This window comes from Paraburkholderia sediminicola, assembly GCF_046026855.1.
Lineage (GTDB): Bacteria > Pseudomonadota > Gammaproteobacteria > Burkholderiales > Burkholderiaceae > Paraburkholderia > Paraburkholderia sediminicola_A.
In genome coordinates, this window is the sequence record NZ_JAQQET010000037.1 from 76,882 (window position 1) to 91,532 (window position 14,651).

Annotated in this window: 14 protein-coding genes; 7 read left to right on the top strand and 7 right to left on the bottom strand. The window is 63.1% G+C overall.

What is annotated here, in order from left to right:
* Positions 1-71: 71 nt before the first annotated feature.
* From PQR40_RS31775 to proC, 5 genes are all read left to right on the top strand, one after another.
* On the top strand, positions 72-1,565 hold the full coding sequence (locus PQR40_RS31775; RefSeq protein WP_408510629.1) for an FAD-linked oxidase C-terminal domain-containing protein: 1,494 nt from the start codon (positions 72-74) through the stop codon (positions 1,563-1,565).
* A gap of 149 nt (positions 1,566-1,714) precedes the next feature.
* Complete coding sequence (gene glcE, locus PQR40_RS31780; RefSeq protein WP_408225362.1) at positions 1,715-2,803, top strand: glycolate oxidase subunit GlcE; 1,089 nt, start codon at positions 1,715-1,717, stop codon at positions 2,801-2,803.
* Positions 2,804-2,811: 8 nt separating this feature from the next.
* Positions 2,812-4,038 carry a glycolate oxidase subunit GlcF gene (gene glcF / locus PQR40_RS31785; protein WP_408225359.1) on the top strand — a complete coding sequence of 409 codons (1,227 nt, stop codon included), beginning with the start codon at positions 2,812-2,814 and terminating at the stop codon, positions 4,036-4,038.
* 208 nt (positions 4,039-4,246) lie between these two features.
* A complete protein-coding gene (locus tag PQR40_RS31790) occupies positions 4,247-4,945 on the top strand; it encodes a YggS family pyridoxal phosphate-dependent enzyme (RefSeq protein ID WP_408225356.1) in 699 nt (232 codons plus the stop codon).
* Positions 4,946-4,998: 53 nt separating this feature from the next.
* Entirely contained in the window at positions 4,999-5,814 is an 816-nt protein-coding gene (proC, locus tag PQR40_RS31795; protein ID WP_408510630.1) for a pyrroline-5-carboxylate reductase, read from the top strand.
* 199 nt (positions 5,815-6,013) lie between these two features.
* On the opposite strand, the gene ubiA is transcribed toward proC, so the two are convergent.
* Positions 6,014-6,877: a 4-hydroxybenzoate octaprenyltransferase gene (gene ubiA, locus PQR40_RS31800; protein WP_408225350.1), complete on the bottom strand. Its 864-nt coding sequence runs from the start codon at positions 6,875-6,877 to the stop codon at positions 6,014-6,016.
* Here ubiA and PQR40_RS31805 point away from each other — a divergent pair.
* Positions 6,876-7,028, top strand: a complete 153-nt coding sequence (locus tag PQR40_RS31805) for a hypothetical protein (protein ID WP_408510631.1) — start codon at positions 6,876-6,878, stop codon at positions 7,026-7,028. The genes ubiA and PQR40_RS31805 overlap by 2 nt on opposite strands.
* Before the next feature lie 209 nt (positions 7,029-7,237).
* Here the strand turns inward: PQR40_RS31805 and PQR40_RS31810 are convergent, their stop codons facing one another.
* The 6 genes from PQR40_RS31810 to recG all read right to left on the bottom strand — a co-directional run bounded on the left by PQR40_RS31810 (position 7,238) and on the right by recG (position 13,326).
* The gene (locus tag PQR40_RS31810; protein WP_027777895.1) at positions 7,238-7,726 is read right to left on the bottom strand and encodes a Dps family protein; all 489 of its coding nucleotides are present in this window, start codon (positions 7,724-7,726) and stop codon (positions 7,238-7,240) included.
* 154 nt (positions 7,727-7,880) lie between these two features.
* Complete coding sequence (locus tag PQR40_RS31815; protein ID WP_408225344.1) at positions 7,881-8,042, bottom strand: hypothetical protein; 162 nt, start codon at positions 8,040-8,042, stop codon at positions 7,881-7,883.
* A gap of 80 nt (positions 8,043-8,122) precedes the next feature.
* Complete coding sequence (locus PQR40_RS31820; RefSeq protein WP_408510632.1) at positions 8,123-9,577, bottom strand: catalase; 1,455 nt, start codon at positions 9,575-9,577, stop codon at positions 8,123-8,125.
* Positions 9,578-9,646: 69 nt separating this feature from the next.
* A complete protein-coding gene (locus tag PQR40_RS31825; RefSeq protein WP_408225338.1) occupies positions 9,647-9,787 on the bottom strand; it encodes a hypothetical protein in 141 nt (46 codons plus the stop codon).
* 182 nt (positions 9,788-9,969) lie between these two features.
* Entirely contained in the window at positions 9,970-10,929 is a 960-nt protein-coding gene (locus PQR40_RS31830; protein ID WP_408333156.1) for a hydrogen peroxide-inducible genes activator, read from the bottom strand.
* Positions 10,930-11,031: 102 nt separating this feature from the next.
* Positions 11,032-13,326: an ATP-dependent DNA helicase RecG gene (gene recG, locus PQR40_RS31835; protein ID WP_408225333.1), complete on the bottom strand. Its 2,295-nt coding sequence runs from the start codon at positions 13,324-13,326 to the stop codon at positions 11,032-11,034.
* Positions 13,327-13,474: 148 nt separating this feature from the next.
* On the opposite strand from recG, the gene queA reads away from it, so the two are divergent.
* Positions 13,475-14,533: a tRNA preQ1(34) S-adenosylmethionine ribosyltransferase-isomerase QueA gene (queA, locus tag PQR40_RS31840; protein WP_408225330.1), complete on the top strand. Its 1,059-nt coding sequence runs from the start codon at positions 13,475-13,477 to the stop codon at positions 14,531-14,533.
* The last annotated feature ends 118 nt before the right edge of the window (positions 14,534-14,651 follow it).

Here is a 14,651-nt window from a genome sequence, read left to right on the forward strand (position 1 = left end):
GGTAACGCCTGCTGCTGTATAACCAGGCTTGACCGGGCACGCACGGTGAAAGACACGAGGAGACAAGTCATATGAACGCACCCGTCGAACTGACGGCCGAAGTTCTCGCCCAGCGCCAGCGCGAAGTCGTGCAGGCGCTGATGGCCGTGCTGCCGACCCACTGTCTGCTGTATCGCGAAGAAGACACTGTCGCCTACGAGTGCGACGGCCTCGCCGCCTATCGGCGTCTGCCGCTCGCGGTCGCATTGCCCGAGACGGAATCGCAGGTGCAGCGCATCGTGCAGATCTGTCACCGGCTCGACGTGCCGATCGTGCCACGCGGTGCGGGCACCGGCTTGTCCGGCGGGGCGATGCCGATTCGTCACGGCGTGGTGGTGTCGCTCGCGCGCTTTCGCAAGATCGTCGAAGTCGATTCGTACGCCCGGACCGCCACGGTGCAACCGGGTGTGCGCAATCTGTCGATTTCCGAAGCCGCCGCACCGTATGGCCTTTACTATGCGCCCGATCCGTCGTCGCAGATTGCCTGCACGATCGGCGGCAACGTCTCCGAGAATTCGGGCGGCGTGCACTGTCTCAAGTACGGCCTCACCGTACACAACGTGCTGCGTGTGCGCGCCGTGACGATGGAAGGCGAAATCGTCGAATTCGGCTCGCTCGCGCCCGACGCGCCAGGGCTCGACCTGCTCGCGGTGCTGATCGGCAGCGAAGGCATGTTCGCAATCGTCACCGAAGTCACCGTCAAGCTGATTCCGAAGCCGCAAACGGCGCAGGTCATCATGGCCAGTTTCGACGACGTCGTGAAAGGCGGCAACGCGGTTGCCGGCATCATTGCAGCGGGCATCATTCCGGCTGGATTGGAGATGATGGACAAACCGGCTACGCGCGCAGTCGAAGAGTTCGTCAAAGCCGGCTACGACCTCGACGCAGCGGCAATCCTGCTGTGCGAATCGGACGGCACGCCGGAAGAAGTGGCCGACGAAATCGTGCGCATGACCGCGGTGCTGCGCGAACAGGGCGCAACGCGCATCCAGATTTCGCGTTCGGAAAACGAACGGCTGCGTTTCTGGTCCGGGCGCAAGAATGCGTTTCCGGCGGCAGGCCGCATTTCGCCTGACTACTACTGCATGGACGGCACCGTGCCGCGCCGCAGTATCGGACCGCTGCTGGCGCGCATCGAAGTGATGGAGAAGAAATACGGCCTGCGTTGCATCAACGTATTCCACGCCGGCGACGGCAATATGCACCCGCTGATCCTGTTCAACGGCAACGATAAGGATGAGTGGCACCGGGCCGAAGCCTTCGGTTGCGACATTCTCGAAACGTGCGTCGAACTGGGCGGTACGGTGACCGGCGAGCACGGCGTGGGCATCGAGAAAATCAATTCGATGTGCGTGCAGTTTTCACCGGAGGAGCGCGACGCGTTTCACGCGGTCAAACGCGCCTTCGACACGCCGGGCCTGCTCAATCCCGATAAGGGCATTCCCACCCGCGCCCGCTGCGCCGAATACGGCAAGATGCATGTGCGTGGCGGCTTACTGCCGCATCCGGACCTACCCCGGTTCTAAGGCGTCTACGGGCTATGCACGCACCGCGCATAGCCCGCCCCGGACCCTTTTCCCAGCACCCACCCTGATTACCCGATGCGGGTCCGCTCCGGGTTGCCAGCGCGCCGCCGCCCGGTACAATCAATCGAAACACAACGAAGCAGGACACCATGGAAGAGGACGACATCGTCGCCGTTTGGGCTGAACGCGTGCGTTCAGCCAGCGCCGAAGGGCGCACATTGCGCATCCGTGGCGGCGGCACCAAAGACTGGTACGGTCAGACGCTGGAAGGTGACATCCTCGACACGCGCGCCTATCGCGGCATCATCGCCTACGATCCGGCCGAACTGGTCATTACGGCGCGCGCCGGCACGCCCCTGCTGGAAATCGAGGCCGCGCTGGCCGAACACGACCAGATGCTCGCCTTCGAGCCTCCGCACTTCGGGCCGCAGGCTACCTTCGGCGGCTGCATCGCGGCGGGCATCGCCGGTCCGCGCCGCCCGTCCGCCGGTGCGGCGCGCGACTTCGTGCTCGGCGCGGTCATCCTGAACGGCCAGGGCCAGAAGCTGCATTTCGGCGGCCAGGTGGTGAAGAACGTCGCCGGTTATGACGTCTCCCGTTTGATGGCGGGTTCGCTGGGCACCCTCGGGCTGATCCTCGAACTGTCGGTCAAAGTACTGCCGCTGCCGCAGGCCGAAGCCACGCTCAAATTCGATATGAACGGTACCGACGCGGTCCGCAAGCTCAATGAATGGGGCGGCCGCCCGCTGCCGATCACGGCGAGCGCATGGCGTCACGGCACGCTGGCCGTGCGCATGGCCGGCGCGGAAGCTGCGGTCAAAACGGCGCGCACCGCGCTTGGCGGTGAAGTCGTCGATGCTGTGGAGGCTGAGCGTTTCTGGGCCGGCCTGCGCGAACAGACCGACTCGTTCTTTTCGGCCATCCCGCCGAAAGCCGCGCTGTGGCGCCTCGCTTTGCCGTCGATCACCGAACCGCTGCAATTGCCCGGTGCGCAACTGATGGAATGGGGCGGCGGCCAGCGCTGGTGGATTACCGACACCGACGCGCAAACCGTGCGTATCAGCGCCAAACAGGCCGGCGGCCACGCCACCATCTTCCGTACCGGCCACGGCTACGACCGCAGCGCCGGGGTATTCACACCGCTGCCCGCACCGCTGATGAAAATCCATCGCGGCCTGAAAACCGCCTTCGACCCGGCCCGCATCTTCAATCGCGGCCGCCTCTACCCCGACTTCTGAGCGACGCGATGCAAACCAACCTCGCGGACTTCATTCGCAACACGCCCGATGGCGACGAAGCCGACGCCATCCTGCGTAATTGCGTGCATTGCGGTTTCTGTACGGCGACCTGTCCGACGTATCAGATACTGGGTGACGAACTCGACGGCCCGCGCGGCCGCATCTATCTGATCAAGCAGATGGTGGAAGGCGCCGAGGTCACGCGCAGCACTCAGGTTCACCTCGACCGCTGCCTCACCTGCCGCAGCTGCGAGACCACCTGTCCATCCGGCGTGCAATACGGCCGGCTGGTAGAGATCGGCCGCAAGATTACCGAGGAAAAAATCACGCGGCCGTTCGGTCAGCGGATGATGCGCCGGCTGCTCGCGAGCTTCGTGCCGAACAGCGCGCTGTTCACGCCGACCATGCGCATCGGCCAGCACATCCGCCCGCTCCTGCCCAAGAAACTGCGCGACAAGGTGCCCGCGCGGCAACGTCCGCTCGAATGGCCGACCGCGAAACACCCGCGCAAGATGCTGATGCTCGCGGGCTGCGTGCAACCGTCGATGATGCCGAACGTCAACGTCGCGACGGCGCGGGTGCTCGACGCACTCGGCGTGGAAACGTTAATCGCACCCGAAGCAGGCTGTTGCGGTGCGATCCGTCTGCATTTGGGCTACAACGACGAAGCGCTTGACGACCTGCGCGCCAACATCGACGCGTGGTGGCCGTATATCGAGCAAGGTGTGGAAGCGATCGTGATGAACGCGTCCGGCTGCGGCGCGACGGTCAAGGAGTACGCGCATCTGCTGCGCAACGATCCCGCGTATGCGGAGAAAGCACGCCGCGTGACCGAGCTGACACGCGACGTCGCGGAGATCCTGCCGGAGTTCGAAGAGGCGCTCGTGGCTGTGACGCGCCGCCGCGCAATCCATACGGTCGCGTTCCATCCGCCGTGCACGTTGCAGCATGGTCAGCAGATACACGGCAAGGTCGAACATCTGCTGGCGGCACTCGGCATTGAAGTACGCCTGCCCGCCGACAATCATCTCTGCTGCGGCTCGGCCGGCACGTATTCGCTGACGCAGCCCAAGCTCTCGTACGCGCTGCGCGATCAGAAGCTCGAGCGGCTGCAGGCGCAGGAGCCGCAAGTGATCGTATCGGCGAACGTCGGCTGCATTGCGCATCTGCAAAGCGGCACGTCGACGCCGGTCGCGCATTGGATCGAACTGGTGGAGCATATGCTGTCCGCCTGAGGCGATCCATTTTTGACGCAAGCGCGGCACGTGGCTTGCTGCCCGTCACGTTGTCCGCTTTCGCCGCCCCTGCCGCAGGCCGTAACCCAGTTGCGCAACTGCGTTCGTGAAGTGGTTGGCCGCATTGCCGATCAGGCCGCAACGGCATCGGGCGGCGGCGTCCGTATAATTCATACATTGTCTCTCGCTGGACTTCCGGTTCCGCCCCATGCCCGATCTGATCCACAACCTCGAAGCGGTGCAGCAGCGCATCGCCCTCGCCGCGCAGGTGGCCGGACGCGATGCGCGTTCGATCGCCCTGCTCGCGGTCTCGAAGACGTTTCCCGCCGAAGACGTGCGCGCCGCCTACGCGGCCGGCCAACGCGCGTTCGGTGAGAACTACGTGCAGGAAGCTGTCACCAAAATCGAAGCGTTGGCGGATCTGCGTGCGTCGATCGAATGGCATTTCATTGGGCCATTGCAATCGAACAAGACGCGGCCGGTCGCCGAGAGCTTCGACTGGGTGCATTCGGTCGACCGCCTGAAAATCGCGCAGCGGCTGTCGGAGCAGCGCCCGGACAACCTGCCGCCGTTGAACGTCTGCCTGCAGGTCAACGTTAGCGGCGAAGCGTCGAAAAGCGGCGTGAGCATTCCCGAGGCCGTCGAGGTCGCGCAGGAAATCGCCGCGCTGCCGAAGCTGAATCTGCGCGGCCTGATGGCGATTCCGGAACCTGCCGGCAACATCGAGGAGCAACGTGTGCCGCATCGGCAATTACGCGAGCTGTTCGAGCGGCTGCGTAACGACGGCCTTGAGCTCGACACGCTCTCGATGGGTATGTCGAGCGACCTCGAAGCCGCTGTGCTGGAAGGCGCAACGATCGTGCGCGTCGGCACTGCGATCTTCGGCGCGCGAGATTACTCTAACTAAGCGTTTCGGGCCTTTCCTTTCCTGACACCTCACGGGACATCTTTCGGAACATCATGAAAATTGCTTTTATTGGCGGCGGTAACATGGCCGCCGCGTTGATCGGCGGCCTTATCAAGCGCGGCGTCGCGCCCGCTGACCTGTACGCGATCGATCCCAACGAAGACGCGCGCAAGCGCAATGAGCAGCAATTCGGCATCAAGACCGGCGCGGCCGCGGACGCTGCGCTCGCGTCGTACGACGCCGTCGTGCTGGCGGTGAAGCCGCAGATACTGAAGAGCGTCACCGAAGCGCTGGCGCCGCATCTGCAGGGGTCGCAGCTGGCAATCAGCATCGTCGCGGGCATCCGCATGGATGACATGTCGCGCTGGCTGAACGGCCACGCGCGCATCGTGCGCGTGATGCCGAATACGCCGGCGCTGATCGGCATGGGCGTGACGGGCCTCGTCGCGACCGGCAGCGTCGACGAAACAGGCCGCGCGCTCGCGTCGCAAGTGTTGGGCGCAGTCGGCCAAACCGTCTGGTTCGACGACGAAGCGAAGATCGACGCTGTCACAGCGATCTCGGGCAGCGGTCCCGCTTACGTGTTTTATTTCATCGAGGCGTTGCAGGAAGCCGCGCGTCAACTGGGCATGGATGAAGCACAAGGCCGCGCGCTGGCAGTCGCAACCTTCACCGGAGCGGCGCAATTGGCTGCGAACTCGGACGAGCCGCCGGGCTTGTTGCGCGAACGTGTGACGTCGAAGGGCGGCACCACGGCGGCCGCGCTGGCGTCGTTCGATGCAAGCGGGATCAAGGACGCGATCGTGCGCGGCGTGCTCGCCGCCGATGCGCGCGCCAAGGAAATGGGCGACGAGTTCGGCAAGCTGTAAGCGCGGTTAGCGGTCTGGAAGAGACGTACATGGAACGACGCTGCGCCCTGGATCAAACGGGGGCGGCGTCCGCAGTGCAAGAGGGACAGTTGGGCGCCGTTCAAACCGAAGCGGTTTATATGGCCGAGGTTCGAAGAAGCACGGAAGAACTAAAACTAGCCAGCTTCTGTGGTCCGAGCCATGAAGAAGCCCTGAAACATTAAAACGAAGCCGCCGCGTAATGCGCTGCAATGCCGACAAACAACGCGCCGCCCAACCAGTTGTTATGACGGAACGCCGCGAAGCACGCCATCCGCTCGCGGTTTCGGATCAGCATGTAGTGATAGATCGCGCAGCCTGCCGCAGCCGCCCATCCGAGCCAATACAACAGGCCGAAATCAAGCATCACGCCGATGCCGGCGTAAATCCCCAGCGTCACCGCATAGCACAGCATGATCGCCGCCACGTCGAAGCGGCCGAAGGTCAGTGCCGAGGTGCGGATGCCGATCTTGATATCGTCGTCGCGATCGACCATTGCGTATTCGGTGTCGTACGCCACCGACCAGAACACGTTGGCCAGCAACATGACCCAGGCAAGCATCGGCACGTGATCCTGAATCGCGGCAAACGCCATTGGAATGCCGAAGCCGAACGCAATGCCAAGGTAGGCCTGCGGAATCGCAAAAAAACGCTTCGTGAACGGATACGAACCGGCGACGAACAGCGCCGCCACCGATAGCTCCTTGGTCAGCGTGTTCAGCGGCAGAATCAGCAGAAAGGCCAGCAGCGACAAACCGGCCGCCAGCGCCACCGCTTCCCACGCCTTGATTTTGCCCGACGTAATCGGCCGGTTTTCCGTGCGCTTCACGTAGCGATCGAAGTCGCGATCCGCGTAGTCGTTGATCGCGCAGCCCGCCGATCGCATCAACACCGTGCCTACCGTGAAAATCACCAGCAGCAGCCACGAAGGATGACCGTCGGACGCAATCCACAGCGCGTTGAGCGTCGGCCACAGCAGCAGCAGGCTGCCGATCGGCTTGTCCATGCGCACGAGGCGCAGATACAGAGGAAGTCGGGCGAACATGGGCGAATTCGGTGAAGTGCAGACGGTGCCGCTATTTTACGGGATGCGGGCGGCAAGCGGCCTCCTCGCGGGCGAGGCTGACATGCTGAGCGCCGAAGCCGAGGCCGCTGCGGGAATCACGATCGAGGCCCGGATAGAGATCGAGGTCTAAGCGGGGTCCGAAACCAGCTCCAGGGACCGAAGCCGAAATCACGGCCAACGCAAAGTCCGAGTTCAACTCTGAAGCTCGCGTCCAGAATCCGCGCCGCAAAAAAACAAAGCCTCCCGCAAAGGGAGGCCTTTTTCATGCTGCCATTCAGCGCGACGCCTCAGGCGCCGCGCTGAAATCCCGGGCACTACGGGCCCGGAACATCAAGGCATTTAAGCCAGCATCGAGCGCAGCATCCACGCGGTCTTTTCGTGCGTTTGCATGCGTTGCGTCAGCAGGTCGGCGGTCGGCTCGTCGTTGGCGGCTTCCGTCGACGGGAAGATCGCGCGCGCGGTACGCACCACGGCTTCCTGACCTTCCACCAATTGGCGGATCATTTCTTCCGCAGCCGGCACGCCGTCCGCTTCCGGAATCGACGACAGCTTCGCAAATTCCTTATAGCTGCCCGGCGCATGCACGCCCAGCGCACGAATACGTTCAGCGATCGAATCGACCGCAAGCGCCAGCTCGTTGTACTGCGTTTCGAACATCAGATGCAGCGTGTTGAACATCGGACCCGTCACGTTCCAGTGGAAGTTGTGGGTCTTCAGGTACAGCGTATAGGTGTCGGCGAGCAGACGCGACAGACCTTCTGCAATCTTCTTGCGATCCTTGTCGCTGATCCCGATATTGACGTGCTGTACGGCTTCTTTCTTGGCCATGATGACTCCTTTGAAGAGTGATACGAACCGGTCGGCAAAGTGACGGTGTGCGGCTGGCAAACCCGGTACAACGAACGTCCGCCAGTTTATCTTAGAAAGCTGCTGCGTTCGTGTGACGCGTGGTCGCTTGCCGCACCCAAAGCCTTCTGCCCGATCACGCGCCGAGCGCGTGTTGCAGGGCCTGCGTAACGATCACCACCAGCCCGCTCGAAACGATCGCGAAGCCCACTGCCTTGCGCAGCATCAATGCTTGCTGCTGTTGCGCGCGGCGTGCGGCAGACGAGCCGCCAATGGTGGACATCATCATCTGGATCATGATCGTGTTCTCCCGATTCGTATCAATACCGGCGGGGCGCCGATGCGCCCCGCCCTGTTGCATCCATTCACTTCAACTGCTTACTTGTTGCCGCCTTCAGCGAGGTCGGCGATCGCGGCAATCACGCCTTCCGCATAGGCCGGATCGGCGCGGCGGAAATGCTCGATCTGACGCGCAACGATGTCTTGCGGCACACCGTTGATATGGCGAGCGATATTGCCAAACAGCCGCTGACGTTGTGCTGCATCGAAAAGCGCGAACAACATACCCGGTTGCGTGTAGTAGTCCTCGTCCACGCGATGATCGTAACGATCGACCGCACCCGCTGCGAGCGGCGGCTCCGACGCGTTGGTGTCCTGCGCGAAGTCACCCAGGCGGTTCGGCTCGTAGTTCAGGTTGCCGCCGAGGTTGCCGTCCGTGCGCATCGCACCGTCGCGATGAAACGAATACGGGCTCCCCACACGCGACGCATTCACCGGAATCTGATGGTGATTGATACCGAGGCGGTAGCGCTGCGTGTCGCCATACGAGAACAAACGGCCTTGCAACAGACGGTCCGGCGAGAAGCCGATACCCGGCACCACGTTGGCCGGCGTGAACGCTGCCTGCTCTACGTCCGCGAAGTAGTTCGCCGCGTTGCGGTTCAACTCGATCGTGCCGACGTCGATCAACGGGTAGTCCTTCTGCGACCACACCTTCGTGATGTCGAACGCATTGAAGCGATAGCTCGCCGCTTCCGCTTCCGGCATCACCTGGATAGCAAAACGCCATGTCGGGAAATTGCCTGCATCGATGTTGCCGACCAGATCGCGTTGCGCGCTTTCACGATCCTGCGCCACAACCTGCGCCGCTTCGGCATCCGTAAAGTTCTCAATGCCCTGCATCGATTTGAAGTGGAACTTCACCCAGAAACGCTCGTTGTTCGCATTGATGAATGAGTACGTGTGCGAACCGAAGCCGTGCATCTGGCGGTAGTTCTGCGGAATGCCGCGATCGCTCATCAGGATGGTGACCTGGTGCAACGACTCCGGATGACGCGACCAGAAATCCCACGCTGCGACATTGCTGCGCATGTTGGTGTACGGATCGCGCTTTTGCGTGTGAATGAAGTCCGGAAACTTCAGCGGATCGCGGATGAAAAACACCGGCGTGTTGTTGCCGACCACGTCCCAGTTGCCTTCTTCCGTGTAGAACTTGATCGAGAAACCGCGCACGTCGCGTTCCGCATCGGCCGCACCGCGTTCGCCCGCCACAGTCGAAAAACGCATGAAAAGCGGCGTGTCCTTGCCGACCTGAGCGAACACCTTCGCCTTCGTGTAACGCGAGATGTCGTGCGTGACCTTCAGCGTGCCGAATGCGCCCGAGCCTTTGGCGTGAACGCGACGTTCCGGAATCACTTCGCGGTCGAAATGAGCGAGTTTTTCGAGCAGCCAGACGTCTTGCAGAACGACCGGACCGCGCGCGCCGGCGGTCATCGAATTCTGGTTGTCGGCGATGGGCGCGCCGGCTGCATTGGTGAGCTTACGTTCGGACATGCGTGACTCCTGAGTAGCTTTATCGGAAACAGAATATGGGGAGAGGCGCGGCGTGCTGATGCCTATGGCTTAAGCGGACAGAGCCCGATCGACCAGCAAGGACAATGCAACCGTGCGCATGCTGCTCAGCGAGGCGGAGAAGGTGCCGGTCGTTACGCGAAGAGATTGAGTGGCAACGGTTTGGACTTGCTGCGAGTTCGATTGCGTCATGATTTCCTCCGGGTCTTATGGGATCGGGCGATCCATGGAGGAAACTATACCAACCCTATTGAATTTACGTGGTTGATTAATTTTATCTATTCGATAGGGATTGCCACTATCGGCGCCTTGGCGGTCGCCGGGCCGGCCGCCGACGGTACACGGCGGGCCGGCGTAGAGCATGGGAAACGCTCTTAATTGACGGCGACGGGCAGATCGAGTTTTTTGACGCCCGTCAGATCGCAAGCATTGATGGCATCGCAGATGGCTTCGATAGCAGGCATCCGCGTGAAACTCTTGCGCCAGGCAAGCACAACACGGCGATCCGGCACGGGCTCGCCAAAAGCGACGTAGCTGAGCAGGCCCGCGTCGATGCCGCCCGCATGAGGCTTGACCTCATGCACCGACATGCGTGGCAGCACGGTAATGCCGACGCCGCTCGCCACCATATGACGAATGGTTTCCAGCGATGAACCTTCGAACGTCTTCTGGATGCCGTCCGCGTTCTGCGAGAAGCGCATCAGTTCAGGGCAAACGCCCAGCACGTGGTCGCGGAAGCAGTGGCCGCTACCGAGCAACAACATGGTTTCCTGCTTGAGATCCTCGGCGTCGATCTTCGCGCGGTTTTCCCACGCGTGACCGGATGGCAGTGCGACGACAAACGGTTCGTCATAGAGCGCGCGTTGCATCAGGCCCGTTTCCGGAAACGGCAACGCCATGATGGCGACGTCGATTTCGCCCTGCTTGAGCAGTTCGATCAGTTTGATCGTGTAATTTTCCTGCAGCATCAGCGGCATCTGCGGGACACGCTTGATCATCTGCTTGACGAGCGTAGGCAACAGATACGGCCCGATCGTATAGATGACGCCGAGGCGCAACGGCCCGACCAGCGGATCTTTGCCCTGTTTCGCGATCTCTTTGATGGCGAGCGTTTGTTCGAGGACGCGCTGCGCTTGCGTGACGATCTGTTCGCCGATCGGCGTGACACTGACTTCGCTGGTGCCGCGCTCGAAAATCTGCACGTTGAGCTCGTCTTCGAGCTTTTTGATCGCCACCGACAGGGTCGGCTGGCTGACGAAACACGCTTCGGCGGCCCGGCCGAAGTGCCGCTCGCGGGCAACCGCGACGATGTATTTCAATTCGGTGAGCGTCATTGGGGGACCAATCAGTACGATGAGTTCGATAGGTTCTAGTTATACACCTATAGGGTCGGTTCGCCAACCTTTTGGTCTTTTGCCGCCACCAAAGGCACGACCCTAGGCCTTCAGATATTGCTCTCGAGCCCCGAGCCAACGGGCCAGATGCTGCATCACCACCTCGGGATACTGCTCGAGCAAAGCCGCGGCGGCCTCCCGGGCCGGCTCGATTAGCCACTGATCATTCTCGAGATCGGCGAACCTCAACATGGCCGCGCCCGACTGCCTCGCACCCAGAAACTCTCCTGGACCGCGAATCTCAAGGTCGCGCCGTGCGATTTCGAAACCGTCCGTTGTTTCCCGCATGGTCTGCAAGCGCGCCCGGGCCGTCATCGACAGCGGCCCGGTGTAGAGCAACACGCAAACCGAAGCCGCACTGCCGCGCCCCACCCGCCCGCGCAACTGGTGCAACTGCGCGAGGCCAAACCGCTCGGCGTGCTCGATCACCATCAGCGACGCATTCGGCACATCCACACCTACTTCGATCACCGTTGTCGCCACCAGCAACTGGACCTCGTTGCGCGTGAACGCATCCATGACCGCAGCCTTCTCCGCCGGCGCGAGGCGTCCGTGCACCAGGCCGACATTCAATTCGGGCAGCGCGGCCACCAGCGTCTCGTAGGTCTCCACCGCGGTCTGCAGCTGCAAGGTCTCGCTTTCCTCGATCAGCGGACACACCCAGTACACTTGCCGCCCCGTCAGCGCGGCCTCGCGCACACGGCCGATCACCTCCTCGCGCCGTGCATCGGAGACGAGCTTGGTCAGAATCGGCGTGCGCCCCGGCGGCAGTTCGTCGATGGTCGAGACGTCGAGGTCGGCGTAATAGGTCATCGCCAGCGTGCGCGGAATCGGCGTGGCGGACATCATCAATTGATGCGGCTGGAAATCGCGCGCACCGTCGGCGGCGTTCTGCGCCTTCGCGCGCAAGGCGAGACGCTGCGCCACGCCGAAGCGATGCTGTTCATCGACGATCACCAACCCCAGCCGCGCGAACTCAACCGCATCCTGAATGATTGCGTGCGTGCCGATCACGAGTTGCGCCGTGCCGAGCGCCGCCGCTTCAATCGCGGCACGCTTTTCCTTCGTCTTCAGGCTGCCGGCGAGCCACGCAACGCTCACACCCAGCGGCTCCAGCCAGCCGCGCAATTTGCGCGCATGCTGCTCGGCGAGGATTTCGGTCGGCGCCATCAACGCGGCCTGGTAGCCAGCGTCGATCGCTTGCGCGGCGGCCAGCGCGGCCACGATCGTCTTGCCGCTGCCGACGTCGCCCTGCAGCAGCCGCTGCATCGGATGAGGCTGCGTCAGATCGAGCGCAATCTCGCCACCCACGCGCTCCTGCGCCGCCGTCAGCGAAAACGGCAACGCCTTCAGCAAACGCGCCACCAGCGCCGATTCATCGCCCAGCTTCCGGCGCGGCATGGTCGGCGCCGCACGCGTGCGTCGTTCTTCATGAGCGCGCTTCAACGACATCTGCTGCGCCAGCAATTCCTCGAACTTGATCCGCACCCACGCCGGATGCGTGCCGTCGATCAACGCGGTTTCATCGGATTGCACGCCCGGATGATGCAGCGTGCGCACCGCCTCCATCAACGCGGGCACGCCGAGCGGCCGCAAAAAAGCTTGCGCGATCGGCTCGGGCAGCAGCTCCGGCAACGACGTGCGCGACAACGCGTTGTCGATCGATTTGCGCAGGTAGGCCTGGGTCACGCCCGCGGTGCTCGGATAGACCGGCGTCAATGCCTGCGGCAGCGGCGTGTCTTCGTCGACCACACGTACCGCCGGATGCACCATCTCCATCCCGAAGAAGCCGCCACGCACGTCGCCGCGCACTCGCAACCGCGCGCCGATCGCCATCTGCTTGACCTGCGAACCGTAGAAATTCAGAAAGCGGAGGACGAGCTCGTCGCCGGCGTCGTCGCGCAGTTTCACCAGCAACTGGCGGCGCGGACGATAGGCGATCTCGTTGTCGAACACCACGCCCTCGGTCTGCGCGATGCCGCCCGGCAGCAGATGCCCGATCGGCGTCAGCGAGGTCTCGTCTTCGTAGCGCATCGGCAGATGCAGCACCAGATCGATGTCGCGCGTGAGGCCGAGTTTGGCGAGCTTGTCGACGGGTTTGGCCGCGGCCTTGGCAACAGGCTTTCCGGTGGCTTTGCCCGCGGGTTTGCCAGCGGGCTTGTCGCCGAATGGGTCAACAACTTCACCTTCACGCGCGGCCTTGCCGCTCTCTGGCGGGACGCCCGCGCCGAGGTCGTTTAAGTCCGCCGCCGCTGCTTTGCCCCGCGAGACGCGGCGCTTCGGCTCGGCGCTCACTTCATCGGTGGCGGAGGGCAATCGGCGTTCGGACAAAGGCATGGGTTGCTTCGCAAGTACAATATCGGCTGTCAAAGGTGTCGCCGCCAATCAGCGCGCGGGCTCGCGGGCCGCTCTGGCGTCCCGCAATCATAGCCGCCCGGCTCCGGCTTCGGCTCAATTCAGTCCCAATTCGCTTCCAGTCGTCCGCATGTTTACGCTTTCTGATTTCGATTTCGATCTGCCACCTGAGTTGATCGCGCAAGTGGCGCTGCCCGAGCGCAGCGCCAGCCGTCTGCTCGACGTGGCCAACCCGGCCGATGCCACCGGCGCAGCGCGCCTGATCGACCGCCGCTTTGCCGAGCTGCCCGAGTGCATCGCGGCCGGCGACCTGCTGGTCTTCAACGATACCAAAGTCCTGAAGGCGCGCTTCCTCGGCCAGAAGGCCAGTGGCGGCAAGATCGAAGTGCTGGTAGAGCGTCTGACCGGCGAACGCACCGCGCTCGCGCAGATCCGCGCGAGCAAGAGCCCGCAGCCGGGCACGACGATCCGCCTCGCGGATGCATTCGACGTGACGATCGGCGAACGCGTCGAGCCGTTCTACACGCTGCATTTTCCCGACGACTGTCTGACGCTGATCGAGCAATTCGGCCGCCTGCCGTTGCCGCCGTACATCGAGCACGATCCCGACGCGACAGACGAAACCCGCTACCAGACAGTGTTCGCGCAAAACCCCGGGGCGGTGGCCGCGCCCACCGCGGGCCTGCATTTCGACAACGCGCTACTCGCACGGCTCGACGCCCGCGGCGTGGAGCGCGCGACGCTGACGCTGCACGTCGGCGCGGGCACCTTCCAGCCGGTACGGGTCGAGAATCTGTCCGAACACAAAATGCACAGCGAGTGGTATCACTTGCCGCAATCGCTCGCCGACAAAATCGCGGCCACGCGGGCGCGCGGCAATCGCGTGATCGCGGTGGGCACGACGTCGATGCGCGCGCTCGAAGCCGCCGCGCGCGATGCGGACGCGGCCGGCCGGCCGCTCGGCGCGGCCAGCACGGAAACCGACATCTTCATCACGCCCGGTTATAAATTCCGCGTGGTCGACCGGCTCGTAACCAATTTCCATTTGCCGAAGTCGACGTTGCTGATGCTGGTCTCGGCGTTCGCCGGTGTCGAAACGATTCGCGAGGCTTACCGCCACGCGATCGAACAGCGTTACCGCTTCTTCAGCTATGGCGACGCGATGCTGCTCACGCGCCGCGACGTTTGAACCGTTTCGTATCGCACGGCGATATCCCCGTGCGATAGCGTTGCGCGACGGCAGCGCGCGCGGTAGTCTGCCGCTCCTTGCCACGTTGATGTAGAGGCAGTCGTTGCTGCACCCACGT